This window comes from Nocardiopsis sp. N85 (genome assembly GCF_028882275.1).
In the GTDB taxonomy this organism is placed as follows: Bacteria; Actinomycetota; Actinomycetes; order Streptosporangiales; family Streptosporangiaceae; genus Nocardiopsis; species Nocardiopsis lambiniae.
The window spans coordinates 1-17,488 of the sequence record NZ_JARBUT010000014.1; the positions used below are offsets into that span (position 1 = coordinate 1).

Annotated in this window: 13 protein-coding genes; 7 read left to right on the forward strand and 6 right to left on the reverse strand. The window is 68.5% G+C overall.

What is annotated here, in order from left to right; genetic code table 11:
- Window positions 1–192: 192 nt before the first annotated feature.
- The 4 genes from PWG71_RS19205 to PWG71_RS19220 all read left to right on the forward strand — a co-directional run bounded on the left by PWG71_RS19205 (window position 193) and on the right by PWG71_RS19220 (window position 6,689).
- Window positions 193–1,554, forward strand: coding sequence for an MFS transporter (locus PWG71_RS19205; protein ID WP_274811251.1), 1,362 nt, complete (start codon window positions 193–195; stop codon window positions 1,552–1,554).
- A 57-nt stretch (window positions 1,555–1,611) separates the two neighbouring features.
- Window positions 1,612–1,971: a hypothetical protein gene (locus PWG71_RS19210; protein WP_274811252.1), complete on the forward strand. Its 360-nt coding sequence runs from the start codon at window positions 1,612–1,614 to the stop codon at window positions 1,969–1,971.
- Window positions 1,938–2,792: an oxygenase MpaB family protein gene (locus tag PWG71_RS19215; protein ID WP_274811253.1), complete on the forward strand. Its 855-nt coding sequence runs from the start codon at window positions 1,938–1,940 to the stop codon at window positions 2,790–2,792. The genes PWG71_RS19210 and PWG71_RS19215 overlap by 34 nt, the downstream gene beginning before the upstream one ends.
- A gap of 330 nt (window positions 2,793–3,122) precedes the next feature.
- Window positions 3,123–6,689 (forward strand): WD40 repeat domain-containing protein, encoded by a 3,567-nt coding sequence (locus PWG71_RS19220; protein ID WP_274811254.1) that lies wholly within the window; start codon window positions 3,123–3,125, stop codon window positions 6,687–6,689.
- On the opposite strand, the gene PWG71_RS19225 is transcribed toward PWG71_RS19220, so the two are convergent.
- The 3 genes from PWG71_RS19225 to PWG71_RS19235 all read right to left on the reverse strand — a co-directional run bounded on the left by PWG71_RS19225 (window position 6,673) and on the right by PWG71_RS19235 (window position 8,218).
- On the reverse strand, window positions 6,673–6,972 hold the full coding sequence (locus tag PWG71_RS19225) for an NIPSNAP family protein (protein WP_274811256.1): 300 nt from the start codon (window positions 6,970–6,972) through the stop codon (window positions 6,673–6,675). The genes PWG71_RS19220 and PWG71_RS19225 overlap by 17 nt on opposite strands.
- A gap of 134 nt (window positions 6,973–7,106) precedes the next feature.
- Window positions 7,107–7,358, reverse strand: a complete 252-nt coding sequence (locus tag PWG71_RS19230) for a DUF397 domain-containing protein (protein ID WP_274811258.1) — start codon at window positions 7,356–7,358, stop codon at window positions 7,107–7,109.
- On the reverse strand, window positions 7,355–8,218 hold the full coding sequence (locus tag PWG71_RS19235; protein ID WP_274811259.1) for a helix-turn-helix domain-containing protein: 864 nt from the start codon (window positions 8,216–8,218) through the stop codon (window positions 7,355–7,357). Before PWG71_RS19235 ends, PWG71_RS19230 begins: the two co-directional genes overlap by 4 nt.
- Window positions 8,219–8,477: 259 nt before the next feature.
- Here PWG71_RS19235 and PWG71_RS19240 point away from each other — a divergent pair, with 259 nt between their 5' ends.
- Window positions 8,478–9,053 carry an ATP-binding protein gene (locus tag PWG71_RS19240; RefSeq protein WP_274811261.1) on the forward strand — a complete coding sequence of 192 codons (576 nt, stop codon included), beginning with the start codon at window positions 8,478–8,480 and terminating at the stop codon, window positions 9,051–9,053.
- Window positions 9,054–9,166: 113 nt separating this feature from the next.
- Window positions 9,167–9,517 (forward strand): hypothetical protein, encoded by a 351-nt coding sequence (locus PWG71_RS19245; RefSeq protein WP_274811263.1) that lies wholly within the window; start codon window positions 9,167–9,169, stop codon window positions 9,515–9,517.
- A 165-nt stretch (window positions 9,518–9,682) separates the two neighbouring features.
- On the opposite strand, the gene PWG71_RS19250 is transcribed toward PWG71_RS19245, so the two are convergent.
- Genes PWG71_RS19250 through PWG71_RS19260 form a run of 3 tightly spaced genes read right to left on the reverse strand, consistent with a single transcriptional unit; the run spans window position 9,683 to window position 15,677 of the window.
- On the reverse strand, window positions 9,683–10,792 hold the full coding sequence (locus PWG71_RS19250) for a hypothetical protein (protein ID WP_274811264.1): 1,110 nt from the start codon (window positions 10,790–10,792) through the stop codon (window positions 9,683–9,685).
- Complete coding sequence (gene drmB / locus PWG71_RS19255) at window positions 10,789–12,648, reverse strand: DrmB family protein (RefSeq protein WP_274811265.1); 1,860 nt, start codon at window positions 12,646–12,648, stop codon at window positions 10,789–10,791. Before drmB ends, PWG71_RS19250 begins: the two co-directional genes overlap by 4 nt.
- Complete coding sequence (locus tag PWG71_RS19260) at window positions 12,645–15,677, reverse strand: helicase-related protein (RefSeq protein ID WP_274811266.1); 3,033 nt, start codon at window positions 15,675–15,677, stop codon at window positions 12,645–12,647. The genes drmB and PWG71_RS19260 overlap by 4 nt, the downstream gene beginning before the upstream one ends.
- A 278-nt stretch (window positions 15,678–15,955) precedes the next feature.
- On the opposite strand from PWG71_RS19260, the gene PWG71_RS19265 reads away from it, so the two are divergent.
- Window positions 15,956–17,395 (forward strand): sigma-70 family RNA polymerase sigma factor, encoded by a 1,440-nt coding sequence (locus tag PWG71_RS19265; protein WP_274811267.1) that lies wholly within the window; start codon window positions 15,956–15,958, stop codon window positions 17,393–17,395.
- The last annotated feature ends 93 nt before the right edge of the window (window positions 17,396–17,488 follow it).

The following is a 17,488-nucleotide window of genomic DNA, read 5'->3' on the forward strand; positions in this document are numbered from 1 at the left end:
GTGGCGCGCTCTACGGCCCCAGCGGTCCCGGGAACCTGGGCGGCCCGCCGGCGAAGCAGCCGCAGTACCCGCCGCTGCGCAGCACGGAGGAGGCCGCGCGCGTCTGGCGGGTCTCGGAGGAACTGACCCAGGTCTCCTTCCCCACCGCCTGAGCACCGCCCCCAGGACCACCCCACGACCCACGGAGACCGCATGAGCACCCCCGCCCCCCGCACGTCCAGACCCAGGAGCCCCTGGTGGGTGATCGTCGGCAGCGGTACCGCCGGCGCCGTCGGCCCCCAGATGTACCTGGCCACCATCGGCCTGTTCGTGCTGCCGATCGTCGAGGAGACCGGCTTCAGCCGCACGACCGTCACCGGGGCGTTCTCGGTCGCGGCGGTCGGGATGGCGATCGGCCTGGTCGTCGTCGCGCAGCTCGTGGACCGCTTCGCCGCGCGTTACATCCTCGTGCCGGGGTTCGTGCTGTTCGCGGTCTCGATGGCGCTGATCGGGCTGGTGCCGCCGGTCGAGTGGGTCTACCTCGTCCCCTGCTTCTTCGTGGGCCTCTTCGGGGCCGGGACGGCGGTTCCCGCCGCCAGGGCGGTGGTGAGCTGGTTCGACAACAACCGCGCCCTCGCCGTCGGAACGGTCACGGGCATCATCGGACTGGGGTCTGCCCTGGCCCCGCTGCTGGCCGGAGTGCTCATCGACGCCGTCGGATGGCGGCAGACGTACGGCATCATGGCACTGGTCTCGATCCTGGTGTCGGTCACGATGGTCACCCTGTTCGTGCGCGCCCGCGCGGAACGGCACGTCCGCGGACGACTCCTCCGGGAGACCCGTGTGGAAGGCCGCGACGTCAGCCTCGAACTCCCCGGCCTGACGGTCGGCGAGGCGGTCCGCACCCGGTGGTTCTGGGGCATCGCTTTCGGGCTGGGCCTGGCAGGGGTCGTCGTCTACGGCCTCCAGGTCCACCTCGTGCCGATGATGACCGACCGCGGGCTGACCGCCGAACAGGCGGCCACGCTGCTGGTCGTCTTCGGACTCGCCTCGCTCGTGGGCCGGGTGGCCGGCGGTCTCCTCCTCGACCGCGTGCACGCGGCCGTCGTCGGACCGATCGTGATGATCGCCCCCATCGCGGGCATGTTCTTCCTGGAACCGCCCTTCACCGGCGCCGCCGTCGCGGTCGCCTTCATCGGTGTCGCCTTCGGCATCGAGGGCGACCTGCTGGCCCTGCTCATCACCCGCTACCTGGGCACGCGGCACTTCGGCCGGATCCTGGGCCTGCTCCAGGCCGCCTTCCTGCTGGGCAGCGCACTGGGGCCGCTGCTCCTCGGGCTGGGGTACGACCTGTTGGGCTCCTACGACCCCGTCATCCCCGTCCTGATGGGTGTCCTCGTCGCCGGTGCCGTCCTCATCGCGACCCTGGGCCGCTACGCCCACCCCGCCGTCCACGGCTTCGACCGCCTCGCCGCACGCGATGAGCTCGCCGCCGCCGAGGTGCTGAGCGGCATCGCCGGGAGCGGCGAACCCCACGGCTTCCCGGACAGGCCGCGGGCCCGGACCCATGGCTGACCACCCCGACCCTTCCGCCCGGGCCTGCCGGGCCACCTACCGACTTACGGAGAGACCATGACCGAACAGAACCGGTGGCCGACCCGACGGGCGGGGCGGTCGACCGTCCTGGCCCAGTTCGGTCAGGCCCGAGCCGACCTGATGCGGTGGGCGCTGACCACCGGCGACGTACTCGCCGACGCGGTCGTCGACGAGATGCACCGGGTCGGGATGCGGCAGGCCAGGCCCGTGGTCGACCAGGGCATCCGGGAGGGCCTGGACTCCCTCGCCGATCCGCCCCCGGCACTGGAGGCGCTGCTGCGCCAGACCGAGGGCCTGCCCGACCACGCGGACGACGCCCTGCTCGACCGGGGCCCCTGCCGTTCTACACATCCCCGCCGCCGGTGCACATCATCGCGCTCAACGCGGGCTCCCTGATCCGGGTCTACGAGTCGCCGTCGATCTCCGCGGTGCTGACCACGACCGGGCGGCTGGTCGACTCCGCGCAGCGGCGCATCCAGGAGACCGGGTCGTGGCTCACCCGGGTCATGCTGCCCGGCGGCCTGCGCGTCGGGCAGCCCGGCTACGTGGCGACCCTCCAGGTGCGGATGCTGCACGCGCACATGCGCAGGCTCGCCCTGAACCGCGGCTACGACGCCTCCGCGGACGGTCATCCGATCAACCAGGTCGACCTGGGGCGGACGTGGATGGACTTCACCCTGACCGCCTACACGGCCGAGGGCCTCCTCGGGTTCGGGCTGAGCAGCCGCGAGCAGGCCGACCTGTACCGCTACTGGTGGTGCGTCGCCCACCTGCTGGGGATCGACGAGCGCCTGGTCCGGGGGATCACGGGCAACGAGGCCGCCGCCCGCCTCGACGCCGTGTTCCAGGCCGTGACCGGACCCGTCACGGAGGACTCCGCCGTGCTGGCGGACGCGACCCTGGAGTCGGCGACCTCCGCACTGCACGGGCTGCTCCACGTCCCGCGCGAGCTGGCCCGCCCGGCGCTGAACGCGCTCGCCCGCCGGATCCACGGCGACGCCGTCTGCCAGGACCTGCGGATCCCCCCGGCCCCGATCGCCGACGCCTGGCTTGGCCCGGTGCTCTCCGGTCTCGCGCTGGCGCGCGAGCGCCGCCGCCGCGACCCGCGGCAGTGGCAGGCCGCGATCGACCGCAACCTCGCGACCGCCCTCGACCTGGCGGCCCGGCCCGCCCGGCCCACGGCCTACCAGCGCGGCGCCACCGGCTCCGCCGACTGAGGCGACCCGGGCCGGGCCCGCACGCCGGGACGCGGGCCCCTCCCGGTCGGCCGCCCCCGAAGCACGGCGCCGCGCGGAGAAGGCCCGGGCCGAGCTGCTCCGCAGGCAGCCCCTCTGGTGACCTGTCCTGCGGCCGAAGCGGAACACGGTCGCCTGCCCTGCACGAAGACCCGGGCCGAGCCCCCCGAAAGAGCACAGCGCCTACGCCGCAGGGGATTCCGGATGGCCGGAATGGGCCATCGGCTTTGCTCCCACCGTCCGTCACCCTAGGCTCACCGGGGGCGCACCCGCCCCTCGGCCCCGGGAACACGCGACCCCCACGGAGACGATGTGCGGCGACGCCAACGACTCGCCCTGATGCTGCAACTGCTCCTCGTGCTGGCCGCGGGTCTGCTGGGCGTGGTCACCAATTTCGCCACCGACGGCAGGGAGACCCCGCTGCCGATGCGGCTGCTGGAGCAGGCCGCAGTGCCGGGCCTCGTCCTGATCCTCGTGGTCCTGCTCGTCGGGCACTTCATGGCCTACCGCCTGGAGAACCCGCCCCCTCCCGAGTTCTCCTGGGAACCCGGGCGCTCGCCCTACCCCGGCCTCGCCTCCTTCCACGAGGACGAGGCCGCGGTCTTCTTCGGACGTTCCGCCCAGATCGCGGAGGCGATGCGCAGGCTCAACGGCGTGGGGACCGGACCCCAGGAGCGCCTCTTGGCCGTCATCGGCGCCTCCGGAAGCGGTAAGTCCTCGCTGGTGCAGGCCGGGATCCTGCCCCGCCTGCGGGCGCAGCGCTGGAACGTCCTGCCGGTCATGGTCCCTGGAGCCGACCCCGTCGGAGCCCTGGCCCGAGCACTCGCCAAGGACCAGGCCCAGGCCGACGCCTACGCACGCCGCATCCGTCGCGACAGCGGTGAACTCCTCGCCCTGCTGCGCGGAATCCGCCGCGAGAGCGGAGGGTCCCGGCGCACCATCTTGGTCGTCGACCAGCTGGAGGAACTGGTCACCCTCAGCGGCGATCGGGACCGGACCCTCTTCCTGGGCGCCCTGCGCGACGCCCTGTACGGCGACCGCCATCTGCGGGTGGTCGCGACCCTGCGCGTGGAGTTCCTCGGCGACCTCCTCAGCGGGGAGGCGGCCGAGCTGTTCACCAACCCCCTGGCCCTCGGTGCGCTGGGGCACCAGGACCTCGTGGAGATCATCGAGCGCCCCGCCGAGGCATCCGGGTTCCGCTTCGAGGACGGCCTGGTCCAGCACATCGCCACCGACACCGGCAGCGGGGACGCCCTCCCCCTACTCGCCCACCTCCTCCAGGAACTCCACATCCGCGCCGGGGCCCGCGGGACCGCCACCGAGGAGGACTACCGGGCGCTCGGCGGTGTGGAAGGGGCACTGGCCCGCCACGCCGACCAGGTCACCGCCGAACTGCGGGCCGAGGCCGACCTCGACCGCATCCTCCGGGTTCTGCTGCGCTTCGTCACCGTGACCAGCGGGGACGCCACCCGCCGCCGGGTGCGTTCGGCGGAACTCGACGCACGCGACCGCCACATCGTCGACGCCTTCGTCGAGGCCCGACTCCTGACCAGCGACGTCCACGACGGCGGCCCCGTCGCTCAGGTCACCCACGAGGCGCTCTTCCGCCAGTGGGCCCCGCTGCGCCAGCAGGTGGAGGCGCACACCGAACGCCTGCGCCAGCGCGCCGAACTGGAGCGGTGGGCCGGCGACTGGGAGGGCGCGGGCCGCCACCCCGACTACCTGCTCACCGGGACCCGCCTGACCACCGCCGAACGCTGGCTGGAGACCCTGCGCGAGAACGGGCAGGACACCCCGGAGCTCACCGCCTTCGTCGACGCCTCCCGGCGCCGCGACCACCGGTTCCTGCACCGCGTCTCGCTCGCGATCGCCGAATACGTCCTGGCCGGGGTCGAGGAGCACCCCGAAACGGCCGTCCTGCTCACCCTGGCCGCCCTGGAGGAGTGCGAACCCGTACCCGTCGTCCGCGGTGCCCTGCTGGCCGCGCTCGCCCACAGCCACTGCTCCGCCGTCCTCACCGGCCACACCGACACCGTGCGCAACCTGGCCTGGTCGCCCGACGGAACCCTGGTCGCCACCGCCTCCCGCGACGGCACCGCGCGCCTGTGGGACACCGACGGCGGGCTGGTCCGGGAACTGCGCGGCCACCTGGGCATGGTGGAGATGGCGGCCTGGTCACCGGACTCGCGGCGCCTGGCCACCGCCTCGCGGGACCACACGGTGCGGGTCTGGGACGCCGGGTCCGGTGAGACCCTCCTGCGGTTCACCGACGCCACCGACGTGGTGCGGGGGGTGGCCTGGAGCCCCGACGGGCGCTACATCGCCGCGGCCTCGCGTGACCGCGTCGTACGGGTCTGGGAGGCCGACACCGGTCGCCTCGGCAGCCGGTTGACCGGCCATACCGACAACGTCCTGGGCATCCGCTGGTCCCCGGACGGTACCCGGCTGGCCACCGCCTCGCACGACCGGAGCGTCATCGTCTGGGACGTCGGCGACGCGCGGGAGGCGGTCAGGCTCGTCGGCCACCGCGACTTCGTCGAAGGCGTGTCCTGGCACCCCGACGGCACCCGGATCGCCACTGCCTCGGGCGATCACACCGTCCGTGTCTGGGACGCCGTGACGGGGGAGCAGACCCTCCTGCTGCGCGGTCACCGCGACCGCGTGTGGAACGTGGAGTGGTCGCCCGATGGCCGACTGCTCGCCACCGCCTCGGCCGACCGCACCGCCCGGGTCTTCACGGCCGACGACGCCGAGGAGAAGGCCGTCCTGCACGGCCACACCGACGCGGTCTGGGGTGTGGCCTGGTCCCCGGACGGTACCCGGCTGGCCACGGCCTCCGAGGACGCGACGGCGCGCCTGTGGGAACTGGAACCGTCGACCGTGGAGCACGCCGTCCACGGCGCGGAGGGTGCCGCCGTCAACTCCGTGTCCGCCCGCTCCGGTGCCGTCGCCGCCGCCTGCGAGGACGGGGCCGTGCGTGTGTTCCGCGAGGGCTCCCGGGGTGCCCCGCTCTTGCGCGGTCACACCGGCGCGGTGCGCGACACCGACCTGTCGCCTGATGGCACGGCCCTCGTCTCGGGCGGCACCGACCGCCGCGCTCTGCTGTGGAATCTGGATGCGGGCGGCGAGCCGAGGGAGCTCGATCACGAGGGCGCCATCGTGGAGTCGGTGGCCTGGTCGCCCGGCGGCGACCGTGTGGCCACCGGCGCCCAGGACCGGAGCATCCGCATCTGGGACGCCCGTGACGGCTCTCTGCTGGCCACACTCCGCGGCCACCAGGACTGGGTCGTGGGACTCGACTGGTCGCCCGACGGGCGCAGGATCGCCTCCTGCTCCGACGACCGCACCGCCCGGGTCTGGGACCTGAGCACGGGCCGCGAACACGTCGTGCTGACCGGACACGACAACTGGGTCGATGCCGTCGCCTGGTCCCCGGACGGGGCGCACTTGGCGACATCCTCGGCCGACTGGACGGTGCGGGTGTGGAACCTCGCCTCGGGCCGTACCGAACGGGTGCTCACCGGGCAGGGCGGCCGGGTGCCCGCGGTGTCCTGGTCACCCGACGGCGCCCGGTTGGTCACCGCCTCCCACGACCGCACCGTGCGGGTGTGGGACGTGCGGGGGGAGAGCGAACCTCTGACGGTGGGCGTCCACCGGGACCGCGTCCTGAGCGTCGCCTGGAGCGGAGGCTCCCGACTGGTCGCCTCGGGTTCGGCCGACGGCACCGTGCGTGTGTGGGACGCCGACATGCCGCTGGACGAGCTGACGCGTGTGGCGCGGCGGCGCACCTTCCGGGCGCTGACCCCGGAGGAGCGCCGCACGCACCTGCTCGCGGTCGGCGAGGAGGAGGGCCGGGGCGGGGTCAGTAGACCCGGGTGACCTCGCGGACCTCGGTGGAGACCAGGTAGTCCTTCGGGTCCAGGGCCATGGCCTCGCGTTCGGGAGAGTCCCAGTAGGCGGCGTTGCGCTCGGCGAAGGTCTCGGGGCCGTCGTAGGAGATCTCCCAGACGAAGTGGTCGCGCTCCCGGTCGATCCAGGCGCCGCCGAGGGAGAAACCGAACTCCAGGCGCAGGGGGACGATTTCCTCCTGCCAGCGCCGGACCCACTCGTCGAGCAGGCCCTCACGGACGGTGTAGGTACGGAGTTGAGTGGTGACGGCCATGGCGGTGCCTTTCCGGGGTGGTGTGTCGTGGCCAGGGGCGAGTACAGCATGCCCTTCCCGACGCGAACCCGCTGGGGAAGCAGCAACGCCCCGGCCGGGGAGGACGGGGCGCTGAGTCAGGGGAGGTTCGTGGGTTACGGCTGCGAGGTGCGGGTGGAGGTGAGAAAGGCGTCCCACTCCACGGCGGGGAAGGGAAGGTGACCAGCGGTGGGGTGCTTGGAGTCCCGGACGGCCGCACCACAGGGCAGTTCGGCGACCTCCAAGCAGTTTTGACCGACCCCGCTGTAGCTGCTCTTCCGGAAGTCAGCCGGGATATGTGCGACCTCGACGCAGTTCGGTTCCTGGCCGCTGTAGCTGCTCTTGCGGAAAACCAGCTCGTTGCTCATCCGTCGCTCTCTAGGGATGTGAGCACATCGGTGATGAACCGTGCGCTCTGGGTGGTGCTTAGGGCGGTGCCCTGGATGTCACCGAAAGTGGCACTGTAGCGCGAGACATCCTGGGACTGTTCGAAGAATACCGACCCGGTCACCGTGCCCACGTGGACGATGGGCAGGTCCGAAGGCTCGGAGAACTCCAGGACACTGAACGGGGCCACCAGGGCGGCATGAGAGCCCGCTGCGAACGGCAGCACCTGGACATCGATGTTGGGCATCTGCGCCATGTGAAGCAGGTGCTTCAACTGTTCGGTCATGATCTGTGGGGTTCCGATCATGCGGCGCAAGCCTGCTTCATCCATGACCACGCGTAGATGAACCGGATTGAAGCGGGTCAGGATCTCACGCCTGACCATGCGTGCCTCAACTCGCTGAGTGATGTCCTGAGCACTGGTGTAGCGCCCGCCTTGAATCAGCGCCTCCGCGTACGCCGGTGTTTGCAGCAGACCTGGGATGACCAGCCCTTCGAAGCTGCGAATGGTCGCCGCCTCGGCTTCGAAGTCGGGCAGAGCTTGGTCTCCGAAGATGTCACGATAAGAGGACCACCATCCCCGCTTCTTCGCGTCTTTGGCCAAGGTGTGCAAGGCAGTGCGTTGGATGGGGTCGGTGATCTCGTACAGATCCATCATCTTGTCGAGGTCGCCAGAGGTAATTCTACGGGTCTGTCCGGTTTCGATCTTGCTGATCTTGGACGAGGTCCACCCCAGGGCTTTGCCTGCTTGAGAAACGGTCAAATGAAGACTTTCCCGACCTTTCTTGAGCTGCGTGGCCAGGCGTCGGAAGCGAAGGGTTGGGCTGTGTGGTTCGTTCATGCGGTGAGCTTAAAACGAGGATCTCGACATTGTCTAGAAAGAGCCGTTGACATTCGACAATGTCGAGCTATGGTGGTTGGTGTAGTCGGTGATCAGATCCTCACCGAAGGTTGATGGGGATCGTTGCTGGTCAGGCTACGCCGTGGCCGTCCCCCGCGTCTGCGAAACGCGCGAGTTCAGCTTCATCCTGCGCGTATGGACGCACCGGCCAAGTCCGTTCGAGATTCCTCGTCCATTCACGCCAAGGAGTGTCTTCGGCATGCTCGCAATCGCCCTCACACCCCCGCCGATGCCGTCGCTGCCGGAGGTGACCCTCCCCCTCGGGGAGCTGGTGCCGCGGCGGTGCCGTCACTACTTCAACCCGCACGCCCGCCGGGCCCACTACAACGTGCGCTCCTACGAGTTCGGGTCCTCGCCGCAGCTGATGCCGTTGGTCCGGGCGTTCCTGGACACGAGCGCTGCCGAACGCGACACCGACTACCGGTACCTGTTCACGCTGCTCGGCTCGGAGCTGGCCGCAAACGCGCTCACCTACTCCCGCTCGGGACGGCCGTTCGGCACCTTCACCTTCCGCTGCGAGCGCCGCCGCACCGGCCTGCACCTGACCTGTACCGACCAAGGCGATCCCTCCGGGCGCACCACCCCGGATGGCCGGCGCGACCACCTCACCGCCGACCCGGCCAGCCTGAACGCCATTGCCGAATCCGGACGCGGCCTGGCCCTGGTCGACGCCCTGGCCACCTCTTGGGGCGACAACGGCATCGCCGACCACCGGCAGGTGTGGTTCTTCCTCGCCTACGACCTGACCGGCAACCCCTGGACCACCGCGGCTTGATCAGCCGCCTTCGCACCCCGAAACGTGAAACGGGCCCAGGAGAGCGCGGCAACGCTCTTCCCAGGCCCTCGCAATCCCGAAACCACACTTCGACATGTAGGAAAGCAGGATCGATGACGCATCCTATCCCGCGCCCCCGACCCTCCAGCGACCCGCTGTTCCGCCCGCTGCCGCCGCCGCTGCCGCGGCGGCGCTCGCCCGTCGGACCGTTCTGCCCGTCCTGCGCGCACCCCTCCTGCCGGACCCTGCGCGCCCAGCACCTGCCCCTCATCGGAGGCCACCGCTCCGAGTACCGGCGTGAGCACACCCTCGCCGCCGCCTTCCAGACGGAGCACTCGCACCTGGTCGTCTGGTTCGGCGAGGCTACCGGCTCCTACTGGGCCGCCTCCTCCACCGGCCTCGCCGAGGTTCTCGATCTTCGGACCCTGACCCGTGTCCTGGAGCCGATGATGGCTCATCGCTGACGGTTCACCTCTGGCGAGATCGGTACTGGTGACCGGGTCCGGATGCGAGAAGGCGGTCTCTTCTCGCACCCGGACCCGTTCCTATTCACCGGGCGGATTCGTCCGAAGGGTGCGGACACGGCACCGCCTTCGCAGGGCAATGCTCGTGCTTGACCACGACAGGTTTCACCAGGCCTTGCGTCTGAGATGCCTCTCCGGGATCGCATGGAGATGATCGGGCTCCCGGTCCCCGAGATAACCCAGGCCGAGCGATGACCGTGCCCGTGTGGTGAGCATGTAGTACAGGCAGCGCTGGTCGGGGTCCTCCGGGTGCGCACGGTCCTCATGGGTGTCGGGTACGAACACCGAGTCAAACTCCAGGCCCTTGGCGCTCGTCCGCGTCAGTAGAGTCACTCCGGCTCTCGCTGGATCCAGCCGTCGGTGGTTCGGATGCCCCGACCCCAGGTACGCCTGGACCGCGACACCCCGGCGGGCGAAGAGCTCCATGAGCTTCTTCTGGGTAAGGGTGCGTTGTACCACCACCGCTGTGGTCTGCTCCGGTTGGTTGCGCAGGTGATCACGGACCTGATCGACGAACCCCTCCCAGGAGCGGTGAGCGGTCAAGGTGGGCACGGGTCCGTCCGCGAGTCCCGGACCGGATGCCTTTGCTCTCTTGTGGAAGTGGTCGGCCAGCACGGCGATCTGGAGGGTGTTCCGGTGGTTTCCCGACAGGGGGATCGCCGATGCCTTCAGCTTTTTCTCGATCTCGGCCAGCGTGCTGTTGGTGTCGGTGATGGTCTGGTTCTCGTCCGCGAACACGGTCACCTGTGCTCGGAGGAGAGTGCACAGGCTGTAGAAGGCGGGTGGGAGATCCTGCCCCTCGTCGACAACTAGGGCGCCGGGGTAGGAGTGCCCCGCCAAGCCCGTCAGTATACTGGTCCAGTCGATATCCCACTTGGAGGACGCCCCTGCGGGAACGGGAACGCCGGTACCTTCGGCCGATCGGAACAACCCGTTCAGCCAGGAGTGGAACGTCATCACCTCCACTTCGGGAGCGATTCCCGACACCCACCGCATCGCCTGCTGCCGCAACGCGTTGGACCTGCTCAGGAGGGTTACCGGTGTGCCGGTGAGGAATAGCATCGCTGCCCGGTGGGCAGCCAGGACGCTCTTGCCGCTGCCGGCAGGCCCGTGGACCAGATGGGAGCCCTCGAAAGGGAGCCTTTCGAGCAGCCGTCGCTGGTCGGAGGTCAGTTCCAGGTAGTTGGTGACAGCCAGGGGGCGGTGTGTCGTCATGCCTGCCCCCGAGCGGTCCGGGCGGCCCGGTCCAGCGCCGCTTCGATCACCGGCTGGAAGAACCCCGGGACCCCGTTGCCGCCGATCAGCAGGACCCGGTCCAACAGGGTGTTACCGGTCTCGCAGCTCGTCTCGGGCAGCAGAGTGCAGGCGTGGCAGGCCGCTCGGTTCAGGGCTGCCGGACCCCGGGCCCCGTGTTCGGAGCACAGCGGGTCGTTGGAGCACCACGATCCGCTCTCCAACAGGCGCAGGACCGTTTCGGCCAGAGGCTCGGGCGCCCCCTGGGCTGCGAGTCCGCCCAGGGTTCCTTGAGAGTCTCCGGCAGAGGTGTAGACGAGCACACCCGCCTGATGCCGTTTGCCGCCGGGGCGGGCGTAGATCCTCTCTTGGAGTGAGGCGATCCCGTATCCGCTTTCGAAAGCCAATTGCCGGATGAACAGGTGGGAGAAAGTGTGCAGCATCGGCATCCGCGGAAGCAGTTTCGGTCCGGTCACTCCGAGCAGGCGGTCCTGTTGGAAGGCCTGCTCCAGTTCTCGGGAGATTCCCGCGACCCGTTCGCTGACGGAGGGCTCGGCCTCCCATTCGGCCAGGAGGCTCTCGTCGAAGGACAGGAAGATGCCCTCCCCGAATACTTCCACTGCGGGTAGCCAGGATGCCCGAGGGCCGCCCGTGACCGGGACCAGGCTGTTGAGAGACGGTGTCACCCGGGAGAACCCCAGAAGCGTCCGGACCTCGCGGAGTCGGTCAGCCACGGTGACCTCGAACCTCTCCCGCAGTAATTCCTGGATCGCGGTCCGCCCCTCGGGCCAGGAGAGCGGGCGGGTGACCAGGTTCTTTTCGTTAATGGGGACACGGGTGTTCAGCGCTTCCCACTCCTCGCGGCTCAGTTCCTCTGCGTGGGAGGAGGCCTCCGCGAACCCATCACGCCCACCGGGGATCTCCTGCCCGGTCTCGTACGCGGCCAAGATGAAGAGCTCTTCCTCGGTCACTTTCGCATCGTCCGCCAGCATGGATGCGAGCGCTCGGCGTATTGCTCCTTCAGCGGAGAGGAACGCCTGCCAGAGGTGATGGTCCTCCCTGATCCTGTCCACGACGGCGGGGTCTAAGGGAGGCCCACCGGAATCCTCCGGTGCCGGGATGTCCAGGGCAGAGCAGGTGACGGGGTAGTAGAGATTGCCCGCGTTCCTGGGGACCACGAGGGCCTTCTCCTCGCACACGTTCTCCGCGCTACCGCGTTTCCAGGGGTGCCTACCGGAGCAGTGGGTGGACTTGTTGTCCAGTAGGTTGAGCAAGTCCCGTCCGGAATCGCACCGGCGGCAGTGTACCCGCAGGGCCTCAAGGCCCATGGATGTTTCGTCGACCAGGAACGACAACTGTTCGTTTTTGCCTCCGCAGGGCTGGGCGGTGGCCTTGGGACGGCTGTGCGCCCACCAGGACCAGTTCACGTCGTCCATGTGGCCGCGCGGGCAGATCTGCACGAAGCGCATGGGAACAAGCGCCGGATTGCGGGGGCAGGACGGGCAGCGAGGCGGATGGCCTGGCTTTTCCAGCAGGTTGTTCCAGCGCACCATGCGCCGACAGGCCCCGCAGAACAGCCACGCCGGGAAGCGGACACAAGGCACGCCGGCGGCCTTGTCGTTGTCGAAGAAGTCGTTCTTGGCGGCGGGGGCGGAGCGGAATCCGCTCACCTTCAGTCGCGCGGCCAGCCGAGGGGACTCCACGACTTCGGACTTGGCGAGGTACCAGCGACCGGTGTCTGCGGCCACGAACGACTCGCCCTGAGTCTCCAGGATGGCCCCGACCCCGAACGGCACGATGGTCTGCGCCTGGCGCACACGGAGTTTGCGGTTCGTCATCGGGGTCCCTCCACCTTGATCTGGCATTCAAAGTCGACGGAGCGGACCGAGTTCAGCGTCGGCCATAGTCCTTTGTCCGTTCCGAACCCGGTCAGGAGGTGGTGCCGGTTGCGGCCGCTTCCGTTCCAGTACAGGTGTCCCCCCGAAGCCGCCGCCGTAGCGGCTTCTGTCCGCCAGTCCGTGATCAGGTCGTGTAGGTCGCTCTCCGTTGCCAGGGAGGCCGAAGGATCGGACCGCCGTACCCAGGAGAGGATGCGGCGAGCGGCGTCCTCCACCGCTTCGGGGCGCTTCGACACCAGACCTGCACCCGTGGGAGCGGCGGCGTTGTGTCCGTGCCGAACCAGGATGGCGAGCGCTGCGTGCAGAGCACGCCGCCGTGAGGGAAGGGACCAAGGGGTCACCGTCGCGGGTTCCACATACCGGTACAGAGACCGGTGGAACACCCCGAAGCCCTCGTAGTGCGACCGGTCTCGCGGCTTGTTCGAGTTGAAGAAGGCGACCACGAGTCCGGGAACCCTGGAACGCCCCACTCGGCTGGTGGCCTGGATGTACTCGGCCGCTGCCTTGGGCTGTCCGAGCATGAGCATCAGAGCCAGGCGGCTCACGTCGACGCCGACCGAGAGCATGTTGGTGCACGCTAGGAAGGAGATGGCCGAAGCCGAGGGCCAGGACTGCTCCAGCCTGGCCAGGACCCGTGGCTGGTCACGACGGTCCAGGTTGCTGGTCAGCTCCTGGATCGATGCCTCCGACAGTTCTCGGACATCCTCATCGTCTGATGACATCCCTTTGAGTAGGGCGGGGATGTCATCGCGGGCGGCGCTGAGAGTGCGTCCCAGCTCGCGAAGGCTGTGGTGGTATGCGACCAGGGTCCAGTAGTCGTCCCGGTGCGCTTCGGGGAGCTTGTTCACGGTGTGCAGCACCGCCGCCGCGGTCGAGACCGTGGCGCGGCCCGTCGGGTGCCCTTGGGCCATCACCCCCACGTACAGGCGTCCAGGGGAAACGGGGTCGACCTCCGCGAAATGGGAGTGGCGCGCGTCCAGGCCGGAAGGGGGGAACAACTGTACGTTCCGCCCGTACAGCCTGCGTACCTGTTCCTCCGAGCGGCGGATCGTCGCGGTGGAGGCGATGATCTTGGGCGGTGCCCCGTCCCACGCGCACAGTTCGACCACCGCGGACTCATACAGTCCGACGGTGGTGCCCAGTGGCCCGGTCAACAGGTGCAGTTCGTCTTGCAGGATCAGGGAGGGACGCAACCGCTCCTCGCCCCCGGGCGGATCGAAGCCGAACAGCCTTCCTGCGTAGGGTTCCCACGCCAATCGGGCGAACTTGTCCACCGTGCCCAGGAGCAGGGTCGGCGGCTGCTCGTAAAGGTGGTCGTCGATGACCCGCACGGGCAGTTCGTCGTGGAAGGAACAGTCCTGGCGCGGGCAGTGGAAGAAGAAGGAGGAGGGTGTGGTCCGCAGCCCGTAGTCGCCCGGGTCGGAGGATTTGCGTTCAGGGACGATGCGTGTTCCGCACCAGGGGCAGCGGTCCAGGATGAACATATCGTCCGGCGCAGCGGAGGAGCGCAGGTCCTGGGCCTTCTCATCCGCCGCCTGGTAGGTGTTAGGTGTGGTCGCCATCCCCGTCCACAACCCGAGGGAGAACGATTCCTCTCCCAGGTCCAAGCCCTGTTCACACCTTTCTCGCGGATGGAGCCTGAGGAATTCCAGTGCGCACACACTGGTGGCGGCACGCTGGAACTGCTGGGTTGTGAGCAGGCTGAGAGTGTAGCGGCTCACGACGGCCGTGCCCCCGCCACGGGCCCCGTGCCGCAACCGCCGGAGCACCATTTCGAAACAGGCCAGGAGCAGGTATGCCTCGGTTTTGCCGCCGCCGGTCGGGAACCAGATCAGATCCACGGTCTCCCGATCCGGCTTGTCGGTGTCGATCAGTCCGGAGACCGCCAACAGGAAGAACCCGAGCTGGAACGGGCGCCACGAGCGGACCTTGCCTGGCTCGGCTTCGGGAGCAAGCAGCTCGCCCCGGTGCCGTTTCTCCCCGGCGCGTTCCTTCTCGCTGTGGCGCATCTGCAATTCCATGGCTTGGTTGGCCAACCGGAACGCTGACAGGGCGTGCGGGTCCGCGCACAGGACGCGGACGCCTTCCTCCATGCGTTCCACGGCGCGGCGAACGCGGCCGAGGATCCGTGCTTTCGGCTGATCGGCCCAGGCGGGGAGCAGGTCGGCTTGCCGGGTCTGTTCTTCGTACCACTCCCGATAGTGGCCGACGAAGCCGAGGAGCTCGCGTTGGAGCTCTCTGGGATCGGTGCCGGTCGAGGACGCCCAGGACAGGCGCAGCGCCGGTGAGCCGTTGTCCCCGCCGTGCCCCACACGTGGGACCTCTTCGGTGGGCATGACCTCGGTCCGGATCCGTGGGGGCGGACCGTCTTGCGGGGGCGGACCGCCCCATTCCTCATGGACCGCGCACCCGTGCCCCACCGCGTAGGTGAGCACATGCCGGTACTGCAATCGCAGCTCTTCTTCCTCCGGGTCGCTGCTGTTCAGACGTACCCCCGGATATTCGAGGAGGGTGCCGTCCGCAGGTTCCACGTGGAGCTCCACCTGGAAGAGCATGTGATCCCAGTCACTGCGGACGGATTTGCCGATCCCGGAGTGGGAGGTGTCCTGGGTATGACCGTTGACCAGAGTGATAGTGAGCAGCCGGGCCCCGGCATGCGGTCGCTGACGCACTCGGACGATTGCACGCCCCTCCCACAGGGGATGTTCGTCCTGGCCCGGTCCCATTTCCAACGTGGTCTCCGGCAGCGGGAGCCGCGCCCACCTGCGTCCCTTCTCCGTCCGGTCGGTTCGGTAGCGGGCGGCCCGGCAGGTGATGCGCAGGGTCTGCGCATCGGTGAACAGGGACAGGCCTACGGAGGAGGGCAACCACTGGTCGGAGTCCTCCACTCGGCTCTCCGCGAAGGCAGACTCCTCACCTGCGGGGTCGTCCACGCCGTTCTCACGGTCGTCCGCCGAGGCTTCGAGCACATGTTCGCGCAGGTTCGATTCCTGTGGGTATAGCGTTCCCATCAGGTACCGGCGGTCCGGTGGGTCGGCCAGGATCTCGTCGGATCCGCCCAAAGGTCCGACCAACTCGAGTCTGAGTGCGTCGATGAGGTCGTTTCGAACACTGCGACGGTCCGGCTGGTATGCGGCGTTATCGATCAATGGTTCTTTTCTGTCACGCGCGGTAACTGTGTGTTGAAAATTTTTCTGAATGTGGTCTCTGGGTGCATTATGTCAGTGGTCGGTGTCATTCTTGGGGCATGAGGTCACATAATGGTGGAAAGGTTGGGAGTCGTCGCTCGACCCCCGACCGCTGGGAAGTCCTGGCGGAGCGCATCCAGAAGCTCATGGTCGGTGGGTCCGTCGATGCGAACCTGCTCGAACGCGAGTTCGAGAAAGTGGGGGTCAAGGGTGAGAAAAAGAAGAGTATCATTTCCTCTCTGCGTGGGAAGGGCGTTCTCATTGAAACCGGAAGCAACGCTTCCGCTGCCAGCGTGGAACGGGATTTCACTGACCCCGACCTCGCGATGGTAATACCACTGGCGCGTCGGTACGTCCATTCTGGTGCGCTCTCCCGGACCGTCCTCACCGGGATTGCGCGGATGTGCGGCCTTGGTGACACCCGGGAGCTGGTCCGATTGCTGAAGGCCCGAGGCATCGTCCTCGTCGAGCCGGAGCCGGACGTTATCGATACCGTCCCTGCACCCCGTGCTGTCGAGAAGCTCCAGTCGGTTCGGGTGCCAGCCGTGCCGCAGCCGTCGTCTTCTGGAGTGGTAGAGGCCGTCAATGCTGCGCGGAGGCGGATGGAACTGGACCGGGGAATCGCTCGCGTGGACCGTGAGCTGCTCACGGCCCAGGAAGAACTCGGCCTGTTCTACCTGATCCGTGGCGTGAACTCTCCGGATGTTCAGCCCACGGAACAGGAGCTGGCTGCCCTGGTCCTCACCGACGAGCGTCGTAGGGCCTACGAGACCTTCCTCCTGCACAACACCAGGCTTGTGCACAGTGAGGCCAAGACGCGGACGATCGAGGGGTTCGATCATGACGACATCGCCCACTACGGCATGGAGGGGCTGATGCATGCCGTGGTGATGTTCGACGGGAGGCTGGGGAACAAGTTCTCCACCTACGCGACTTGGTGGATCCGCCAGAGGATCGATCGGCGCACCAAGGACGACGCCGGGCCGATCCGCTTTCCGGTCCACGTGCACGAACAGCTGGCCAAGGTGGTGCAGGCCGAGCGCAAGCTCGAAGCCAATGGTCGTTCTCTCCGCCCGGCTGATGTCGCGATGGTGAGCGGACTCAGTGTAGACAAGGTCCTCGACCTGCGCCGGATCAGCACTCGGGTGGACTCGCTCGACCGTACGATCCGTGGTGACACACCGCTCATGGATCTGGTCGCCGAGGATCCCCGGAACGCACACCCCTCGCCGGAGGAGGAAGTGGTCGACCGAGCGTGGCGCGCACAGGTCCGTGGCCTACTGGACCCGCTCACCGAGCGGGAACGGAGGATCCTCGAACTGCGGATGGGCTTCAACGGAGTTGAGCCTTGGACCTTGGATGCGATCGGACGCGAGTTCGGAGTTACTCGTGAACGGATCCGCCAACTCGAAGCGAAGAGTCTGGGGGAGATCGCGGAGCGTTTCCAGAAGGAACCGCCCAAGAACAAGAAGCGGCGAGGTCGGAAGAAGAAAGGGTAGCAAGGGGTGGCAGGCCTTCCGTGCGCTACTGCCCGTGTGCGGGGCGGTCGGGTGCGGCCCGGTCGCTCTTACGGACAGGCGTCCGGTTCAGGA

What these genes read in the sequence shown, in the direction of transcription:
- PWG71_RS19235 (WP_274811259.1), bottom strand. Translation starts at nt 8,218, where the DNA reads ATGAACGAACCACACAGCCCAACCCTTCGCTTCCGACGCCTGGCCACG.
- PWG71_RS19230 (WP_274811258.1), bottom strand. Translation starts at nt 7,358, where the DNA reads ATGAGCAACGAGCTGGTTTTCCGCAAGAGCAGCTACAGCGGCCAGGAA.
- PWG71_RS19210 (WP_274811252.1), top strand. Translation starts at nt 1,612, where the DNA reads ATGACCGAACAGAACCGGTGGCCGACCCGACGGGCGGGGCGGTCGACC.
- PWG71_RS19225 (WP_274811256.1), bottom strand. Translation starts at nt 6,972, where the DNA reads ATGGCCGTCACCACTCAACTCCGTACCTACACCGTCCGTGAGGGCCTG.
- PWG71_RS19245 (WP_274811263.1), top strand. Translation starts at nt 9,167, where the DNA reads ATGACGCATCCTATCCCGCGCCCCCGACCCTCCAGCGACCCGCTGTTC.
- PWG71_RS19240 (WP_274811261.1), top strand. Translation starts at nt 8,478, where the DNA reads ATGCTCGCAATCGCCCTCACACCCCCGCCGATGCCGTCGCTGCCGGAG.
- PWG71_RS19205 (WP_274811251.1), top strand. Translation starts at nt 193, where the DNA reads ATGAGCACCCCCGCCCCCCGCACGTCCAGACCCAGGAGCCCCTGGTGG.
- PWG71_RS19250 (WP_274811264.1), bottom strand. Translation starts at nt 10,792, where the DNA reads ATGACGACACACCGCCCCCTGGCTGTCACCAACTACCTGGAACTGACC.
- drmB (WP_274811265.1), bottom strand. Translation starts at nt 12,648, where the DNA reads ATGACGAACCGCAAACTCCGTGTGCGCCAGGCGCAGACCATCGTGCCG.
- PWG71_RS19265 (WP_274811267.1), top strand. Translation starts at nt 15,956, where the DNA reads ATGAGGTCACATAATGGTGGAAAGGTTGGGAGTCGTCGCTCGACCCCC.